Here is an 18,309-nt window from a genome sequence, read left to right as displayed (position 1 = left end):
TCAATCGAACGCCCAGCTGTACAGGATGTCGAGCGCGTTATTGGTCCCGGTCTGGAACTGCAGCGAGATGCGCGGATTGAGCTTGTATTTGAGCTTGACCAGGCTGGTGGCTGTGCCTGCACCCTGCTCGAAGCTCAGGTAGGCGCGCGACGAGATCCGCTTGCCCACCGTGACCACCGTGTTCTGCAGGCCCGTGGCGGCGGCACCGGTGCCGGCCGCGCCGGTACCGCTGGCCTGGCCAACACCGAGTTCGTCGAGCCCCAGCGAACTGGCCAGCTTGCCCTGGCCCTTGCCGCCGAACAGGGCGCCGGCGGCGGTGCTGAGCAGCCCCATCTCGTTGCCCTGGGTGTTTTCGATGCCGTGGCCGAGCACCAGCCAGGACAGCTTGTCGCTGTCCGGTACGGTCGGCGTGGAGATCAGCTTGGCCGACGGCGCCAGTGCCGTGCCGCGCACTTCCACGCCCGCTTCGACATTGGTTTCGCTTAGCGGCTCGCCCTCGGGGCGGCGGCGCACGGCCACGATGTTCAGGCCCGGATTGTCGTAGGCGCCGGTGAAGTTGATCACGCCGCGGTCGATCGCCAGCTTCTGGCCATACGCGGCGTAGGTGCCGCCCACCACGCGGATCGAACCGTTGACGCGCGGCGGACGGCGGTCGGTGATGCGCACGCGCACCGCGCCAGCCAGTTCGGTCTCGATGCCCATGCCTTTGAGCTTGAAGGCGTCGCCGAGGTCGGCCTCGATATCGATATTGAGGGGCAGGCCCTGCGCCGGCTTGGCGGCAGGCGCCGGGGCGCCCTTGCCGAGGACGACCACGTCTTTCGACAGCGTGGGCGTGTTTTCGTCACCGAGTTCGATATTGGCGCGGTCGGCGCGGAACTTGCCATCGAGCTCGAAGTGGCGCGCATCGCGCACCAGCGTGCTCTGGCCGCTCAGGACCAGCAACCGGTCGGGGCGCGACAGCACTTCGAGCTGCTCGGCGCTCAGCTTGAGCTGCATGGTCGCCTCGTTGCCTGCATAGCGGATCCAGCCGTCGGCCTGGGCGCGGCCCTGCTGGCCCTCAAAGCTCAGCGTTTGCAGCTGCAGCTGGTCGCCGGTCAGGTGCGCCTGCAGCACGCCGTTGCGCAGCTTGATGCCCTGGTCGGGCAGGTTGACCACGAGCTTCTGGCCGTTGATGTCGCCGGTCAGCTGCGGCGCACCGATGGTGCCGCTGCCCTCGAGCGCCAGCTTGAGGATGCCGTCGATTTCGAGGCCCGGCTGGCCTGCCAGCGGCGCCAGCCACGCCAGCGACCCCATATTGGCGCTGCCGCTGACGGTAAACGGGCTGTCGTTGGCCAGGCGGCCGTTGCGCAGCTGGGCAGTGCCGTCCAGGCGCGCCTGGCCCACGCGCGTGCCGTCGACATTCAGCTGCACGCGCAGTGCGCCGTCGTTGACGGTGGCACGCGCATCGAGTGTTTTCAGGCCCAGCGACTGCGACAGGTCGGCGCCGATGATGGTGATGTCGCCCTGTTCGCGGAATACGTGGACCGATCCGGCCAGCACCGGCGCGGCAGATTTGCTGCCGGCCTGCAGGCTCAGGCCCCAGTCGGCGCCGATGGTCATGTTGCCGCGCACGCTGTCGCGCCAGGCGTCCGACAGCTGGCCCAGGTACCACACCGGCAGGGCCGTGACCTGGCCCTTGCTGCGCCAGGTGGCGCCGTTCTTTTCCAGGCTGTCGATGCGCACGCTGCCGTCGCGGATCTTGATGGTGGTGGCGCCCAGCGCGATCTGCTCGGGGCGGGCCAGGCCGGCCACGCCGCTGTCTTTCGGTGCGACCAGGCGCAGCGGCGCCGGCGCCGCCAGCGCCAGCGCGAAGCGGCCCTTGTTCTGCAGCGCGTCGATGGCGCCGGTCCAGCTGTCGTTGGCCCAGCCGCCCTTGACGCGCACGGTGGCGTCGAAGTCGCTGTTGCTGGCGCTGACGGTAATGGTGTGGGCGCTGCGCGTGCCGGCCGTCTGCAGGCGGGCCTTGGCAATCTTCATCGACGGCGATTCGTAGCCGGCCACCTCGATATCGCTGATCAGCGGTACATCGGCGGTGCCGGCGGCGGCGCGGCTGCGCGCACCGGCCGACGCCGTGGCGGCGGTGGCTGCCGTGCTGCCCAGCGTGGCGCTGCCGCGGATGCTCTCGAGCTGCTGCTGGCCCGGCGCACGCAACTTGCTGCCATCGAGCTTGAGCGACACGGCCGGACGGGCCGTGGTACCGGACAGCGTGCCGCTGGCGTGCAATACGCCGGCAAACTGCGGACCGAGGGCGGCCAGCTGCGGCGCATCGAGCTGCCAGTCCAGTTTATCGAGCGCGCTGCCGAAGCTGCCCCTGGCGGTGAGGCGGTTCGCCCCCAGGTGCAGGTCGATGTCGGCGCTGCTGATGTCCTTCGCATTGGCCGACAACTTGGCGTAGCCAGACAGTGGCGCATTGGCCAGCGTGGACGGCTGCAGCGTCAGGTTCAGGCCCGCGCGCCAGTCGGCCGACAGGCGCGCATCGGCCGTGAAGGCGGCGTTGATGGCGCCGGCCTGCGCGGCGCCGAAGGCGGCTGGATTGAACCGCTGCACGGTGCCGGTCATGTTCAGTTCCGGCACCATGGCGGCACCCTTGGCGCCCGCCATGGCGACGTTGCCGCTGGCGTGGAGGGCGCTGTCGTTGGCGGCGCGCCTGGCCGAGGCCAGGCCCAGGCCGCGCGCATCGGCCTCGAAACTGGTGCGTGGCGATGCCATCGAACCGGTGACCACGCCGCTGGCGTTGATGGCGCCGATCAGGTCGGGGCTGACGGCAGCGAGCTGGCGCGCATCGACCTTCCAGCGCAGCTGCTCGCCCGGTGCGCCGAAGGCGCCGGCAACGGTGGCCGTATTCTGGCCCATGGCCAGGCGCGCATCGACGCCGCTGATGTGGGCGGCATCGGCAGCGAGCTTGCCGGCGCCCGTCAACGGCTGGCCACCCAGCTTGCTCGGCTTGATCTCGAAGTCGGCCGCCACTTTCCAGGCCGGGGCAACATGGCCGGTGGCGTTGACGTCAATATTGAGGTCGCCTGCGGGATAGCCGGCGCCCAGCGCCGACGGATCGAAGCGCTGGGTGCGCACCTTGGCGCTGAACGCCTGCTGGTCCTTCAGGCTCAGCTGGCCGGTGGCGTCGATGCTGCCGTTCTTGGCCACCAGCCGCAGCTGCTGCAGTTTCAGCAGGGCGTCGGCCAGGGTGGCGCTGGCGTCCAGGCGCAAGCCCTTGTCGGCCAGCGCCGCTGTGAGCGACTGCGTGGTGGCGGTGCTGGACAGGACGATGTCGCCGGCGATCGCCGTCTTGTTGGCGCTGGTGTGCAGCAGCGACAGGTCGAGGCGGTCGGTGTGCAGCTTGAAGACGGCGGTGTCGATGCCGGCGTCGATGGCCTTGCGATCGACGCTGCCGGCGCCATTGAAGCGGCCGGCCGGGCCCAGGTCGAGCAGCACCTTGTCGAGCGTGGAGGCGGTCAGGGTGCCGCCCAGTACGCCGCGGAACACGTCGAGCGGCAGCAGCTGCTGGTCGAGCGGGCCGGCCTTGCCCTGGTTGAGCAGTTCGAATTCGCCGGCCAGTTTCTGGTCGGCGCCGATCGAGGCGTGGACCTTGAGGTTGAACTTTGCCGGCGGCAGGCCGCTGTCGAAGCCGTTCGGATCGACGTCGTGCGCCACCAGGTCGATGGCGCGCAGGATCACCGGGTCGAACGGCGCCAGCGACAGCGCGGCGGTGCCGGTGGCGGTGCCGGCGTCGCCCTTGGCTTTCAGTTCGAGCAGCGCCAGGCTGCCGCCGGCCTGCAAGCTCAGTTGCGCCGGCGTGGGCGCCTGGCCCACCGGCGTGGCGGCGGTCCCGGGCGGGGCCGGCCTGGCCACCAGCGCCTGGGTCAGCGAGGCCGTGCCCTTGAGCGCGAACGGGCGCGCGCCGGCAATCGTCAGATCGGCCCTGGCCAGGCCGAACGGCGTCTGGGCCGACGCGTCCTGCAGGTGCCAGCCGGTTTTGTCGCCATCCAGCGCAAAGCGCAGGTTGTTGATCTCGGTGGTGCCGGTATCGCTGGCCAGCACCAGCTTGTCGAGCCGCGCATCGGACAGGCTCAGACGGAACGGCGCGGCCAGCGACGCGGGCAGGGTGGCCGGTTCATCGGACTTTCCGGTGCTGCGCACGGTGAGTACCGCCACGTGCAGTTCGCTGATCTGCAGGCCTTCCGAAAAATACTGGAGCGGCGACCAGTTGATGTCGATGCCCTGCGCGGTGACGGTGGAGTCCTTGGCCTTGTACACCAGCTGGCCGATATGCATGCGGTGGTACAGCGAGCCGGTAACGCCGGTGACGGCAATGCTGCCGCCGCTGGCGCTGGAGACGCGCTGCACCAGCTGCTGCAGGGTCGATTCGCGGCCCAGCAGCCAGAAGGCGCCGCCGAGCAGCAGCACCAGCACCATCAGCGCGATGAATACGCGGCGCGGCCAGCGGCGCGGCTTTTTTTCAGGGACCGATTCCGGCACCGAGCCCGGATCCTGATGGTCGTTATGAGGTTGGTCGGACATCAGAAAGTGAATCCCAGCGAGAAGTGCAGACGATATTTTTGAACCGCGTGGCCATACGCCACGTCGACATTGAGCGGACCGACCGGGCTTTTCCAGCGCGCGCCCACGCCGTAGCCGGACTTCGGATGCAGGTCCTTGAAGCGGTCGCCGGCGTTACCGGCGTCGTAGAACACGGCCGCGCCCCAGGCGGGCTTGAACCAGTACTGGTATTCGGCGCTGGCCGTGGCCAGATAGCGCCCGCCGATGGTGGCGTCGCCCTGCTTGACGCCCAGTTCCTGGTAGGCATAGCCGCGCACCGACTGGTCGCCGCCGGCGCGGAACAGGAACACCGATGGCACGCCGTTCTTGCTGCCCGAGGCCAGCGCGCCCGCTTCGCCGCGCAGGATGATGTTGGAGCGGGCGCCGAACGGCTTGTAGTACACGCCGCGCAGATAGCTGCGGATGAATTTTTCGTCGGTCAGCACCGGCAGCAGCGCGCCGCCGATCTGGGCGTTGATGGCGTAACCCTTGGTCGGCAGCAGCAGGTTGTCGAGCCGGCGCCAGGTGACCGCGTACGTCAGCGGCAAACTCTTGCTGGTGGACTTGGGGATGTTGTCCACCGACTTGGTTTCCGACAGCAGCTCCAGCGTGAAGCTGCGTTCGAGCAGCGGCGTGCCCCACGCGCGCTTGCCGGCAATGCTGGAGACGGCCGTCACTTCGCCGGCGATGTCGCTGCGCTCGTAGGTCAGGCCGATGCTGTGGTTGTAGCCGTCCGGCGTGATCGGGAAATACAGGTCGGACTTGGCGGTCTGCTTCTTGGTCTCGAGCGTGAGCGCGCTTTTCATGCGCAGCCCGAACACCTGCAGGTCGTCGTAGGTGAGCGAGGCGCGGTTGCCGGTATTGGTGCTGAAACCGAGACCGGCGCTGACGTTCTTGCGCTTGTTCTCGGTCACCCGCACCAGCAGCGGCAGCGGCTCCATCGCCCTGGCGGCAGCCTGCGGGTCGGCCGGGTCCGATGGCGTCGGCGCACCGTCGGCATTGGCCAGCTGCTGGTCGAGCACCGCGCTCAGGTCGGCGCTCACTTCCACGCCGGCGAAGTAGCCGGTGTCCTGCAGCTTGGACTGGTACGCCTGCAGCGCCGCCTCGCTGTAATAGTCGCCGGGCTTGATCGGGTTCAGGTTGCGCACCACGGTGTCCGGATAGCGCTTGAGGCCTTCGATGCGCAGCTCGCCGAAGCGCATCTCGGGACCGCTGTCGAGCACCACGCGCAAGTTGGCCGTGTGCTGCTCGGGATCGACGGTGGCGCGGCTGTCGGTGAGCTGGGCGCGCGGGTAGCGCGTTTGCACGACCTGGCGCAGGAAGGCGCGCTTGGCGCTTTCCCACTCGTCCTGGCGGAAGATGGCGCCTTTCTTGAGCGGCCAGCTGGCCTTGAGGGCGGCCGTGTCGAACTGCTGGTCGGCCGGCTGCCCGGGATTCGGCGCAAAGCCTTCGAGCACCAGGTCGGTCTCGCCCACGCGTACCGGTTCGCCCGGCGCCACCTTGACCTGCACCACCGGCGGGGTAGCGGAGCGGTCGAACTGCACCGACACCTCGGGCGTGTAGTAACCGCTGGTGGAGACCAGCGTGCGGATCTGCTCGGGCGCGGCGCGTACCAGCCGGAACAGCTGCTCGCGCGTCATGCGCGGGCTGTCGCGGTAGCGTTCGAGGTCGAGGTTATCTTCGAGCAGTTCCTGCAAGTCCTTGGGCGCGTCGATGCGCACCGTGTACCTGATGATGACCGGCGCGGCGTTGGCAGGTACGGCGGCATCGTCGGCGGCCGCCGGTACGGACGGCGCCGACGATTGGGCGCCAGCTGCAGACGCTTCGGCAGCCGCAGCGGGCACAGATGGGCCTGCAGCGGCGGCAGAAGCAGCGTCGGCAGTGACAGCAGCGGCGGGCTTAGTGACAGCGGCGGACCCGGTGGCAGGCAGCAGCGCGGCGGACGGTCCGTCCTGCGCCATCGACAGCGATGGAACCACGGCGGTGACTGTGGTTGTTGCAAGCAGCACCGATACTTTTGCCACAAGTTGTGCCAAAATTCGTGGTCTTGCCGATTTATTTGCGGGCGATGCCGGTAACATGAGACTCCATCAGGGGTGGTGCATTGAGCGCATGGTACCGGAATGCCCCGAATCATGGCGTACTAATAATAGTTGAATCATCTGGAAAGAAAAGCAATGTTGCCAACCGATTCCGCCCTGGTCCTGTTCAGCGGTGGCCAAGACTCCACCACCTGCCTGGCCTGGGCGCTCAAGCACTACGCCCGCGTCGAAACCATCGGCTTCGATTACGGCCAGCGCCACGCGGTCGAACTGACGGTGCGTCCGCAACTGCTGGCCAGCCTGCGCGCGCTCGATCCGGCGTGGGACGCCAAACTGGGCGAAGACCACATGATCGACCTGTCGCTGATCTCGCGCATCTCGCAGACCGCGATGACCCACGATATCGCCATCGAAACCCAGGCCAACGGCCTGCCCAACACCTTTGTCCCGGGCCGCAACCTGCTGTTCATGACGGTGGCCGCCACGGTGGCCTACCGGCGCGGCCTGACGGTGCTCGTCGGCGGCATGTGCGAGACCGATTTTTCCGGCTATCCGGACTGCCGCGACGACACCATGAAAGCGCTGCAGGTGGCGCTCAACCTGGGCATGGACACCCGCACCAAGCTCGAAACCCCGCTCATGTGGCGCGACAAGCGCCAGACCTGGGAACTGGCGCAGGAGCTGGGCGGCGCCGCGCTGGTGGACCTGATCCGCGCCGGCACCCACACCTGCTACCTGGGCGAGCGCGGCGCGCTGCACGACTGGGGTTACGGCTGCGGCGCCTGCCCCGCGTGCGAGCTGCGCGCGCGCGGCTACCGGCAGTTCGTGAACGCCGGTCACTAGGTGGATCCGGCCGCGCTACGGCCGTTGCACCGGCGCCCGCTGGCGGCGCTGGTGCAGTCGCCCCGTTTCCTGTCGGCGCTGGTGCTGACGGTGAGCCTGGGCGTAACCGGCGTGTTGTGGCGCGACGCCCGCCAGGATGCCGACCAGGAGCAGCAGGCCGATTTCGAGATGCGGGTGCGCGAACTGGTCAATCAACTCGACCAGCGCATGCAGACCTATGTCCAGGTGCTGTATGGCGTGCAGGGCCTGTTCTACAGTTCCGACCAGGTCTCGCGGCGCGAGTTCCGCACCTACCTCGAAGGCCAGAACCTGGCGCGCCGCTGGCCCGGCATCCAGTCGATCGGTTACATGCAGCTGGTCCCCGCCAACGAACGTGCCGCGCACGAGGCGGCGGTGCGGCGCCAGCCCGACATCCGGCCCGGCTACCGCATCTACCCGGAAGGCGACCGTCCCTGGTACGCGCCCACCGTGTACAGCGAGCCGCCGAATGCGCTCAGCCTGCGCGCGCTCGGCTACGACGGCGCCAGCGAACCGCTGCGCCGCGCCGCGCTCGAACGCGCCCGCGATACCGGGCTGCCGGCCATGACGGCCGCCGTACGCCTGCTCAACGATCCTGCCGAGACGCCGCGCTCGGCGTTCCTGATACTGCTGCCGCTCTACGCCAGCGGCCAGCCGGTGACCACGGTGGCAGCGCGGCGCGCGGCGATCGCGGGCTGGGTGTTCGCGCCGTTTCGTCTGCGCGACGTGATGGCGCGCCTGGACAGTCCGCACACGGCGGGGCTGGCGGTCGAGGTGTACGACGGCGACCGCGCCAGGTCCGACATGCTGGTCTACCGCAGCGCCGCCGACGGCGCCCAGGCGCCGATGCGCACCAGTGTCCAGCAGCTGTCGCTGGGCGGTCACCGCTGGACCCTGCGCATCGGCGCGCCGTACGCCGCGCATGCGGTGGCCTCCGACCGCATGCACCTGATCGCGCTGTGCGGAATCCTGCTCAGCGCGCTGGCGGCCTGCCTGACCTGGACCCTGGCGCACGGCCGCGTGGGGGCCCACCAGGCGCTGGCGCGCAGCCACGCGCTGGCGGCGGAGCTCGAGGAAGGGCAGAGTAACCTGCTGGCCATGGCCGACAGCGCCGGACGCAGCCAGGCCATGTTGCGCAGCATCCTGGACGCCACCATCGACGGCATCCTGGCCGACGACTTCAAGGGCGCGATCCTGAACGCCAACCGGCGCTTCCGCGAGCTGTGGAATGTGCCCGAATACTTCGACTGGGACAGCGACGGCGCGGTACTGATGGCGCATCTGCGCGCCCAGCTTTCGCGTCCCGAGGACGGCCAGTTCGATCTCGATCCGCCGCTGCAGGACCGGGACGGCCAGTGGCAAAGTCCGCAGCACGCCTTGCTGCGCCTGAAGGACGGCCGCGTGATCGAGCAGCACACGCGCGGCCTGCAGCTGGGCAGCGAGCCGGCGCGCATCTGGTCGTTCCGCGACGTCACCGAACGGGTGCATGGCGAGCGGCGCGAGCAGACCCGCCGCCGCGTGCTGGAACTGCTGGCCAGCGCCGCGCCGCTGGCGACCATCCTCGAAAGCGTGGTGGCGGGCGTGGAAGCGGCCAACGACGACCTTCTGTGCTGCGTGATGCTGCTCGACGAGCAGGGCGAGCGCCTGCTGGTGGCGGCGGCCCCCAGTCTGCCGGCATTCTTCACCGCCGCCATCCACGGCATCGCGCTGCACGGCGAGCAGTGGCCGGCGCCGTGCGTGCAAGCGGTGCTGACCGGGCGCCGGGTGATCACCGAAAACCTGCATCATGCGCCGTCGTGGATCGCGCATCGCGACCTGGCGCTGCGCGCCGGCATCGCCTCCGGCTGGTCCGATCCGATTCTGGGCGCCGGCGGCGCGGTGATCGGCACCTTTGCCGTGTACCACCGCGACGCGCGCCAGCCCAGCATGGCCAACATCGCCCTGATCGAGCAGGCCGCGCGGCTGGCCGGCATCGCCATCGAACAGGCCCAGGCCGCGCAGGCCGTGCGTGCCGGCGAGGCGCGTTTCCGCCGGCTGTACGACCACGCGCCGGTAGCGCTGTGGGAGCAGGACTGGTCGGCGCTGTATGCCGCGCTGGGCGAGCTGGCCGCGTCCGGCATCGACGACATGGCCTGCTACCTGGACGCCAATCCGGGCCAGGTGGCGCGGCTGGCCGCGCTGGTGCGCATCGTCGACCTGAACGCGGCGGCGCGCCGCCAGGTGGGCGCCGGTCCGCAAGGGCTGGTCGACGTCACGCTGGCGCAGAATTTCGAGGCTGCCGCCATGCCGGCGTTTGCCCAGGCGCTGGCGGCGCTGGCGCGCGGCGAACATTTCTTCGTGTGCGAGGGCAGCTTCCGCCGCCTCGACGGCGTGGTGCGCCACAACGAACTGACCCTGATGGTCATGCCCGGCCACACCGACAGCCTGGACTTCGTCATCGTCTCCACCGTGGACACCACCGAAAAGCGCCGCATGCACGACGAATTACGGCTGCTGGCCACCACCGACTTCCTGACCGGCCTGGCCAACCGGCGCGAATTCATGCACCGCCTGGCCGACGAGGAAGCGCGGCTGCGGCGCGACCTCGGCGCCTGCGCGGCCGTGCTGCAACTCGATATCGATCACTTCAAGCGCATCAACGACGAACATGGCCACGCGGCAGGCGACACCGTGCTGCGCCAGCTCGGCGTGCTGATGCTCGAAGAGCAGCGCAAGATCGACATGGTGGGCCGCATGGGCGGCGAGGAATTTGCCATGCTGCTGCCGGGGACCACCTTGCCGGCTGCGAGCGTGTTTGCCGAGCGGCTGCGCCAGCGCGTGGCGCAGAGCCCCTTGCAGCTCGACGGCGGCGTGCGCCTGCACGTCACGGTCAGCATCGGCATTGCGGTGATGGGAGGGGGGCAGCCCGGTGGTGACGCGGCGCTGATCCGCGCCGATCAGGCGCTGTACCGCGCCAAGCGCGCGGGGCGTAACCGGGTGGCGTTGCAGGACAGTGTGGGGGCGGACCGGCCGGGCCCTGACGGCCCGGCCGCTTCCGCTTGAAACGGTTAGGCGATCAGGCGGCTGGCTGGTAGCTGGCGCGGCGCTGGCGGCGGGCCCGCGCGGTGAAGAGCCAGTACAGGCCCACGGGAATGAGCAGCGGCAGCAGCAGTGGCGAGATCGCCGCCACCACCAGCACCGAGGCCAGCACCAGCGCACTGACCAGCACGATGCCGACGCCGGCGCACACCACGCCCACGAACAGGGCGGCGCAGACGATGGCGACCACCGCGATCAGCAGGCCGCCGCCGGCCAGGGCCAGGCCGAACAGGGTGCCGAGCGGCCCGTCGAAGTCCTCGTCGCCCAGGTGGACATGCAGATCGCTGCCCCACAGGACGTCCCACAGTGCGATGGCGGCCACGAAGACGATGGCGGCGGCTAACAGTTTTTTGGCAGTGTTGTTCATGGTATGACCCCGTGGTTGGTTGCTTTGCTCGATGCCGTTTGGCATGGTTGAACTGTAGCGAGCGGGGCCTGGCGCAGCCAGCGGATTGCGACAGGGCGCCGAAATGGCGGCCTGGAACGCATGCAGGCGGGCACCAGTGGCGCGGCAGTGAGCGGCGGTCCGGCGGCCCGGCGGTCCGATTGTTCCTTGATTTAACGTTACGCCGTTCTATACTGAATGTCTGACCAGTTGAGGGAGGGCCACAACATGGCATGGCTTGCATGGTGCGCGGGGCAATCGATCCCCGCCGCGTCTCCACACCGTACCCGGCGCCAACGCAGCGCCCGGCGCTCGTCGGGCGGCGGCCCCAAGGGCCCACCGTCCGCGCCGCCGGCGATTCCACCCATCATCATCACGCCGTTCAGCTACCGCAAGCCGGAACCGGCGATCGACCCGCGCTACAAGCCGCCGAAGCCGCCGCAGGTGCCGCACCGGCCCGGTATCAGCTGCCTCAGTTGCCTTAGCTGCCTCGGCTGATTTAGCTGCAGCGTTGGCTGAAGGCGGGCGGCGCGACGGCTTTTTCGGGGTTCCGCCTGGCTGGCTATTGTTGTTCCGGTAGCGGGGGCTTATCATTTCACCCCCGATGCCAAGACAGCCGAGCCACAGTATGCCCAACGATTTCCTTGAAGCACCAGATACGCCCGACGACGACGCCCCGGTCCAGGAGCCGCGCCTGTGGCAGGGCAATGGCTGGACCGCGCGCGTGATCAAGAACGATGACGACGAAGGCTGGGCCGTGGCGATGATCAAGGATGGCGAGCCGGAGCCGGCGCTGGTCGGTCCCTGGACCATGGGCCGCGACAAGAAAAATCCCAAGCCGCTCGATGTCGGCGCCTTCAACACGCTGGTCAAGACCGCCAACGAGGTGATCCGCCGCCACGAGCAGCAGCTGCATGCGCAGCTGCACAAGAACGTGTTCGTCAACACCGATGACGGCGGCCAGGTCAAGGTCACGCTCGACATCGTGCCCGACGAGGACGATCCGTACGCCATGCTGACCGCCCTCGATCCGTATGGCGAAGAGCTGGCCCGGGTGCGGGTGGCGCCCACCTTCAAGCTCAGCGTGACCAGCGCCGCCACATGGATCGCCAACGATTACCGTAAACCGCAATGATTGCTGGCCGTTGGCCGGGCTGACTGATAATATTTCCTGTGCGTACTAATTACAGGACATTGAATGGAAGACCGTCTCGCCCGCCTCGAAGCCGTCCAGGCCATCCTGCTGGAAATCGGCCGCAAATCGAGCAGTTGCACCGATATCAGCGAATTCTTGCAGTCGGTGCATGCGGCGCTGGGGCGCATCATGTATGCGGCCAATTTTTTTGTCGCGCTCAGCGATGAAGAGGGGCCCCCCAACCAGGTGCGCTTCGTGTATTTCGTCGACGAGGTCGATGCGGCGCCCCCTGCCGACGAGCTGTTCGAAATGGTGGCCGGCGAATCGCCGACGGCTGCTGTCATCAGCAGCGGCCGGCCGATGGTGATGACGGCGGCCGAGCACGTCTCCAGGCGCCTCGACAACGCCGCCTTCGGCATCGGCACCATTGCCGAGCACTGGATGGGGTGCCCGCTGCTGGACCAGGACCACCAGGTGCTGGGCGCGATGGTCATCCAGAGCTACGACCGCCGCCATACCTTCAACAGCGAAGACCAGGCCCTGTTCGAGCTGCTGGCCGACTACGTTTCGGCGGCGCTGCGCGGACTGCAAAGCGTGGACCGGCTCGAACGCGCGGTGCAGGAACGCACGGCGCTGCTGGCGCACGAGGTGGCCGAACGGCGCCGCGCCGAGGACGACATCCGCCACGCCAACGATGCGCTGGCAGAGCGGAATGCCGCGCTGGAACACGCACTGACGTCGCTCAAGGACGCCCAGGGCGAGCTGGTACGGCAAGAGAAGCTGGCCTCGCTGGGCCGGCTGGTCGCCGGTGTGGCGCACGAGATCAACACGCCGCTCGGCATCTGCGTGACCGCCACCAGCCATCTGGTGGAAGAACTGCGGCTCACCCGTGCCGACCTGGCGGCCGGCATCCTCGACGAAGACGGCTTGAACCAGTTCTTCGACATTGTCGACCAGTCGCTGCGCATCATGACCACCAACACCCAGCGGGCGGCGGCGCTGGTGCGCAGCTTCAAGCAGGTGGCGGTGGACCAGTCGTCCGACGATATCCGCAGCTTCAACCTGCGCAAGTACCTCGACGAAGTGCTGCTGTCGCTGCAGCCCAAGCTCAAGGGCAAGCCGGTCACGATCGCGATCGACTGCGACGACGACATCAACCTGGCCAGCTTCCCCGGCGCGGTCTCGCAGGTGCTCACCAACATGGTCGTCAATTCGCTGGTGCACGGCTTCGAAGAAGGGCAGCCGGGACGCATCACCATTACCGGCAAGGCCGACGGCGACTTCGTCAACTTCGACTACAGCGACGACGGCGTCGGCATGGACACGTCCACCCTGGGCCAGCTGTTCGACCCGTTTTACACCACCAAGCGCGGCACCGGCGGCAGCGGCCTGGGCGCCCACATCCTGTTCAACCTGGTCACGGGCGCCCTGGGCGGCACCGTCAAAGTCGCCAGCGCCCCCGGCATGGGCCTCCACTACAAGCTGCGCTTCCCCAAAATCAAGCGCAAATAAATCTACCTCGAAGTTTATTTTGCGGCCGATGCGATCAGCCTGGCGACTTCGGCGGGGTGCGAGGTCATGACCACGTGCGAGGCGCCCTGGATGACGATGGTTTCTTTTGAACTGGCGCGCTTGGCCATGAAGTCCAGCGCGGCGGGCGGGATGTTCTTGTCGCCGGTGCCGTAGATGAACCACGACGGGATGGTTTTCCAGGCTGGCGCGGGCGACGCTTCGTTCAGTGCCGCGTCGGTGATCGGGCGCTGGCCGGCCGCCATCAGCCTGGCCTTGGCGGCCGGCACGTCTGCGGCAAACTGGGCCGGGAATTTGTCCTGCTGGATGTACAGGTCCTTGCCGCCGTCGGCCAATGCGACCGGTGGCGCCAGGGCCGGGCCCAGGGTGCTGCCCGGGAATTTGCCCGACAGGCCGACGGCCGTCTCGCCCGCTTCCGGCGCAAACGCGGCCACGTACACCAGCGCCTTGACGTTGCTGGCGCCGGTGGCGGCAGCGCTGATCACCGAGCCGCCGTACGAGTGGCCGACCAGCACCACCGGGCCCGCAATGCTGTTGACCAGCGCGGCCACGTAGGCGCCATCGCCCTGGACGCTGCGCAGCGGATTGGCCGCCGCTACCACGGTGTAGCCGTCCTGTGCGAGCCTGGCGATCACGCCGTCCCAGCTCGACGAATCGGCAAACGCGCCGTGCACCAGCACCACGGTGGGCTTGGCGCCAGCGGCGGCGCCGGCGGACGGCAAGGCAAAGGCGGAAGCGGCAACCATTGCGGCCAGCGCAGCGCGTTTGCCCAGGCGGGCGAAGGATGTGGTCATGTCTACTCCTGGTATCGGATGGCGCGGCCCCTGCCGCGCCGGAGGCCCGATACTAGCAGCGAACATCGCCCTGACCGGCGTAAAAACGCGCGTGCCGGTCTTCATGCAGGGACCGGGCCTGGCCTTTCGACCAGGTCCGCGACACCATCCCTGCCGCTGCGGAATCAGTCCGGAAAACGCTCGTTGATCGCCAGCGCCTGGTCCATATTCGCCACCAGCAGGTCGACGTAGTGCGGATCGAGGTGGTGGCCGGCCACCTCGCGCAGGTGCTGCACCACCTGCGTCACCGGCCAGGCATCCTTGTAGCAGCGCTTGTGCATCAGGGCGTCGAACACGTCGGCCACGGCAACGATGCGCGCGTACAGGTGAATGGCGTCGCCTTTCAGGCCCTGCGGGTAGCCGCTGCCGTCGTATTTTTCGTGGTGCTGGTGCGCGATCACGGCCGCCGCTTTCAGGATCGGCCGCTGCGAGCCGTCCAGGATCGACAGGCCCACCGTCGGATGCTGCTTCATGATCTCCCACTCGGCCGGATCGAGCTTGCCCGGCTTGAGCAGCACGGCGTCGGGCGTGGCGATCTTGCCGATGTCGTGCATCGGCGCGGCGTGGCGCAGCACCGCCGTTTCGTCGTCGGGCAGGCCGGCGGCCGTGGCCAGCAGGTGGCAGACCTCGGCCATGCGGCGCACGTGGTTGCCCGCTTCGTGCGAGCGCGATTCCACCACGTCGCCGAGGCGCAGGATCAGCTCGGCCTGGGTGTCGGTGATTTCCTGGGTCAGCAGGATATTGTCGAAGGCGATCGCCACGCCCGAGCAGAAAATTTCAAGCAGCTTGGTATCGATCTCGGAAATCTCTTCCACCCCCTTGAGGATCAGTAGCGAGGCCTTGCCGCTATTGTTGGGGAAGTAACCGACATAGGTGTCGCCCTGCAGGCGCGAGATCTTGTTGCTCTTGGCGACATCGAGCTGCGCCAGCACGTCGGGGCTGAGCAGGGTGCCGTCCTCATCGCCGATCTGGGCCAGGATCTCGTAATCGTTGACGCTGGAAATGGCGGTGGCCGCGCGCAGCCGCAGCAGCATGCTGTGCTCGAGACGCAGCAGCGCCACCACCTGCTGCAGCAAGCCGTTGGCGAAATCTTTTAGATTGCGCTGCTGGAAAATATGGGCCGAGGCGGCGATCACGCGTTCCAGGCCTTCGCGGTAATTGAGCTGCTGCACCCGCGCCTCTTCCACCTTCATGATGTCGCGGTAGGCGCGCAGCGCGGCAAACGTGGTGGTAAACAGCTTGGTGCGATCGAGCTCGGTCTTTTCCTTGTAATCGTTGATGTCGTAGTTGACGATTACGCGCTCCTCGGGGGCCTGGCCGGGCTGACCGGTGCGCAGCACGATGCGGGTGAACTGGTTGTTCAGATCCTCGCGCATCCAGCGCGCCACTTCCAGGCCGCTGTCTTCCTTTTCCATCACCACGTCCAGAAAGACCAGCGCGATATCGGTCTCGCGCGCCAGCACTTCCTTCGCTTCGGCGCCGCTGTAGGCGTGCAAAAAGGTCAGTGCGCGGCCGTCAAGGCGAAAGCGGGTCAGGGTCAGCTTGGTGATGTCGTGGATGTCGGGTTCGTCATCGACCAGCAAAACTTTCCATGGCGCTAACTTGGGCGTGGCAGAGGACAAAAAAGACATGGGAACGTTCCGCTTGAAAGTGGCTGGACCAGTGAGCGTTCGATTGTAGTCCCAGTTATTGCTATTAACAACAGGCAACAAACAAAGCTGTTACGCCGTGCAACACTTCCGTGCAACAGTTCGTTAACAAAAAAACCCGCAGGGCGCGCGCGCTGCGGGTAACAGGACCACTGAAGGAAACGTTGGCCGGTGCTAGCCGAGCAGCGGGAAGCCGGTCAGGTAGCCGACTGCTGCGCCGTAGCGGTCGCGGTAGTTGGCGCGGATCAGCGGGTCGAGCGTGGTGCGCACCTTGGCGTGCAGCGTGCTCGACCAGTCGCCGGCGTGCTGGAAGTTGCTCATCACGTAGGCAAAACCGTTCATGTCGTCCACCGCGTGCAGCCCGGTCGATTCGGCGCCGGACGGCGTGGACAGCAGGCGCGTGAGCACCTTGGTATCGACGTTGTAACCCCACAGGAAGTTGTTGACGTGGGTGCCGCTGTCTTCGCCGATGAACAGCGTGCGCAGCTTTTCCGAGAACTTGATGTTGTCCGGGTTGGCCACCTTGTCGGCATTGGCCGTGTTACCGAGCGCATCGGGCGTAGCCAGGTCTTCGCTCAGCAGGGCCGGCACGGCCGCCATGTCCACCGGCACCCAGGCGCTGTCGATGGCCGCGCCGCCGGTGTCCTTTTGCCCGTCCTTGAGGTTCAGCGCATACACGGCGCCGGCGCTCGGCCCCTTAATCGCAATTCCGCCCGAACCGTTGGTCATGGCCGATCCGATCGCCGAGATGGCCGTGTAGGCGATCTTGTCGCGGGTGTTGACGGTCGTGCCTTCCATCTTGGTAAAGCCCATGCTGCCGCCGGCCAGCGCGGCGTAGCGGTGGGTTTCCAGGAACGCGGCGGCCTTTTCCATGCCGGGCTTGATCCGGATCCAGTTGCTGCGGCCGCTGAACGGAATCCGGGTAAAGCTGGCGTCGGCCGGATCGGTGGTGCGCACGTCGAGGATGTCGGCCGCCTTCAGGGTGTCGGCCAGGGCCTTGATCTCGGCGCTGCTGGCCTGGCCCAGCTTGATCCATTGCAGCGTGGCGGCGCCGCCGTTGGCGACCGACGTCTGCTGCCACCTGGCCACGTACAGGGTGCCGCTCGACAGGTCGCGCGCCTTGTCGGCGATGAACATGAACAGGCCGCCGTTGGTGGCGTCGTCGCCCATCAGCGCGGTGCGCTCGTCGGGCATCACCTGCACCAGTTCGTGCGAGATGCGGCCCATGCAGTAGTGCTTCTTGCAGCTGCCGGTGCCGTCCGGGTTGACCGTGATTTCCGGCATGTGGCCGTAGTGGTAGGGGTTGGCGCGGGTGGCGTCGCCGTACAGGCTGCGCGAGAAACCGGCGAACTGGCTGTCGGTGGCAATCGCGGTGGCGTCCGGTTCGTATTCCTCGCTCGACAAGTGGGTGTTCCACGGCGAGCGGCTGGCGCCGCAGGTGATCCACAGGCCGTTGGCCGCGCTGGTATCGACGTTGTGGTATTTCACCAGCGTCAGCGCACCGGTGGTCTTGTCCTGGTCCAGCGTCAGCACGGCGATCGGCGACGGCAGCATGCCGTACATCGAGTCGCCCTTGAGGTTGGCGGACGTGTATTCGAACTGCACCACCGCGAACACGGTGTTGCCCTTGACGCCGGCCACCGTGGGCGCGTCGAGCTTGAGCAGCGAGGTGCCGTCGGGGCAGTCGGAGAAGAACTGGCGCGGGCTGCTGCCGCTGTTGTCCATGATCGGACGGTTGTTGATGTCGTAGTAACCACCGGACAGGGTGGTGCCGCCGCTGCCGTTCGGTACCTGGGCGCCGGTGATGAAGAAGGTCTGGTACGCCAGCGCGTACGGCTGGGTCTTGCCGTCGGAGTAGGTGGCGTTCATGCCCGAGCCGACCGTGGTGGTGGCCATCTTGGCCGGATCGGCCAGCGTGGGCGCGGCCATGCCGGTAAAGGTGACGGCCATCAGCCTGGTGGCGGGGGCGGCGCTGTCGTTGCCGCCGCCGCAGGCGGACAACAATGCGGCGGCCGCGCTGCCGCCGGCCAGCGGCAGCAGCGGCAGGCCGGCAAACAGTTGGACGATACGGCGACGGGAGACATCGGGCTGCTCGGTCATATTCATTCCTGGAGTTAAGGCTTGGGTCAAGGCTCGGGCGAGGGGATGGCGCTGCATCCCGACGGCCGCAATGTTAGCGACCGCAGATGACCGCAGCGTGACATCGGCGCGCGATTGGCGA

General features: G+C 67.7%; 11 protein-coding genes. 5 read left to right on the top strand and 6 right to left on the bottom strand.

All coding sequences use genetic code 11. The features are described from left to right. Together ASF61_RS17290 and ASF61_RS17285 are read right to left on the bottom strand one after the other, a co-directional pair. Entirely contained in the window at window positions 1-4,557 is a 4,557-nt protein-coding gene (locus ASF61_RS17290) for a translocation/assembly module TamB domain-containing protein (protein ID WP_056158523.1), read from the bottom strand. Next, window positions 4,557-6,554 carry an autotransporter assembly complex family protein gene (locus tag ASF61_RS17285; protein WP_229205902.1) on the bottom strand — a complete coding sequence of 666 codons (1,998 nt, stop codon included), beginning with the start codon at window positions 6,552-6,554 and terminating at the stop codon, window positions 4,557-4,559. The genes ASF61_RS17290 and ASF61_RS17285 overlap by 1 nt, the downstream gene beginning before the upstream one ends. A gap of 198 nt (window positions 6,555-6,752) precedes the next feature. Between ASF61_RS17285 and queC the strand changes: the two genes are divergently transcribed. Both queC and ASF61_RS17275 read left to right on the top strand, forming a co-directional pair. Further along, the gene (queC, locus tag ASF61_RS17280) at window positions 6,753-7,460 is read left to right on the top strand and encodes a 7-cyano-7-deazaguanine synthase QueC (protein ID WP_056158520.1); all 708 of its coding nucleotides are present in this window, start codon (window positions 6,753-6,755) and stop codon (window positions 7,458-7,460) included. Between the two features lie 51 nt (window positions 7,461-7,511). Then, window positions 7,512-10,520, top strand: coding sequence for a CHASE domain-containing protein (locus ASF61_RS17275; RefSeq protein ID WP_229205901.1), 3,009 nt, complete (start codon window positions 7,512-7,514; stop codon window positions 10,518-10,520). A 13-nt stretch (window positions 10,521-10,533) separates the two neighbouring features. Here ASF61_RS17275 and ASF61_RS17270 read toward each other — a convergent pair whose 3' ends face one another. Then, window positions 10,534-10,923 carry a hypothetical protein gene (locus tag ASF61_RS17270; RefSeq protein WP_056158517.1) on the bottom strand — a complete coding sequence of 130 codons (390 nt, stop codon included), beginning with the start codon at window positions 10,921-10,923 and terminating at the stop codon, window positions 10,534-10,536. 246 nt (window positions 10,924-11,169) lie between these two features. Between ASF61_RS17270 and ASF61_RS23450 the strand changes: the two genes are divergently transcribed. The 3 genes from ASF61_RS23450 to ASF61_RS17260 all read left to right on the top strand — a co-directional run bounded on the left by ASF61_RS23450 (window position 11,170) and on the right by ASF61_RS17260 (window position 13,588). Continuing rightward, window positions 11,170-11,439, top strand: a complete 270-nt coding sequence (locus ASF61_RS23450; protein WP_156369625.1) for a hypothetical protein — start codon at window positions 11,170-11,172, stop codon at window positions 11,437-11,439. A 130-nt stretch (window positions 11,440-11,569) separates the two neighbouring features. Continuing rightward, the gene (locus tag ASF61_RS17265) at window positions 11,570-12,076 is read left to right on the top strand and encodes a hypothetical protein (RefSeq protein WP_056158514.1); all 507 of its coding nucleotides are present in this window, start codon (window positions 11,570-11,572) and stop codon (window positions 12,074-12,076) included. Window positions 12,077-12,139: 63 nt separating this feature from the next. Beyond that, window positions 12,140-13,588: a GAF domain-containing sensor histidine kinase gene (locus ASF61_RS17260; RefSeq protein ID WP_056158511.1), complete on the top strand. Its 1,449-nt coding sequence runs from the start codon at window positions 12,140-12,142 to the stop codon at window positions 13,586-13,588. Between the two features lie 14 nt (window positions 13,589-13,602). On the opposite strand, the gene ASF61_RS17255 is transcribed toward ASF61_RS17260, so the two are convergent. From ASF61_RS17255 to ASF61_RS17245, 3 genes are all read right to left on the bottom strand, one after another. Further along, entirely contained in the window at window positions 13,603-14,400 is a 798-nt protein-coding gene (locus ASF61_RS17255) for an alpha/beta fold hydrolase (RefSeq protein ID WP_082491779.1), read from the bottom strand. Window positions 14,401-14,564: 164 nt separating this feature from the next. Further along, entirely contained in the window at window positions 14,565-16,070 is a 1,506-nt protein-coding gene (locus ASF61_RS17250) for a response regulator (protein ID WP_056158508.1), read from the bottom strand. 192 nt (window positions 16,071-16,262) lie between these two features. Beyond that, entirely contained in the window at window positions 16,263-18,188 is a 1,926-nt protein-coding gene (locus ASF61_RS17245) for a PhoX family phosphatase (RefSeq protein ID WP_056158505.1), read from the bottom strand. Window positions 18,189-18,309: the final 121 nt, after the last annotated feature.

The organism is Duganella sp. Leaf126 (genome assembly GCF_001423125.1).
Lineage (GTDB): Bacteria > Pseudomonadota > Gammaproteobacteria > Burkholderiales > Burkholderiaceae_D > Rugamonas.
This window is presented reverse-complemented; position numbering and strand designations above follow the sequence as displayed.

Excerpts from the sequence above, each read along its gene's own strand:
- ASF61_RS17290 (WP_056158523.1), bottom strand. The coding sequence starts at position 4,557 with ATGTCCGACCAACCTCATAACGACCATCAGGATCCGGGCTCGGTGCCG.
- queC (WP_056158520.1), top strand. The coding sequence starts at position 6,753 with ATGTTGCCAACCGATTCCGCCCTGGTCCTGTTCAGCGGTGGCCAAGAC.
- ASF61_RS17270 (WP_056158517.1), bottom strand. The coding sequence starts at position 10,923 with ATGAACAACACTGCCAAAAAACTGTTAGCCGCCGCCATCGTCTTCGTG.
- ASF61_RS23450 (WP_156369625.1), top strand. The coding sequence starts at position 11,170 with ATGGCATGGCTTGCATGGTGCGCGGGGCAATCGATCCCCGCCGCGTCT.
- ASF61_RS17265 (WP_056158514.1), top strand. The coding sequence starts at position 11,570 with ATGCCCAACGATTTCCTTGAAGCACCAGATACGCCCGACGACGACGCC.
- ASF61_RS17260 (WP_056158511.1), top strand. The coding sequence starts at position 12,140 with ATGGAAGACCGTCTCGCCCGCCTCGAAGCCGTCCAGGCCATCCTGCTG.
- ASF61_RS17255 (WP_082491779.1), bottom strand. The coding sequence starts at position 14,400 with ATGACCACATCCTTCGCCCGCCTGGGCAAACGCGCTGCGCTGGCCGCA.
- ASF61_RS17250 (WP_056158508.1), bottom strand. The coding sequence starts at position 16,070 with ATGTCTTTTTTGTCCTCTGCCACGCCCAAGTTAGCGCCATGGAAAGTT.
- ASF61_RS17245 (WP_056158505.1), bottom strand. The coding sequence starts at position 18,188 with ATGACCGAGCAGCCCGATGTCTCCCGTCGCCGTATCGTCCAACTGTTT.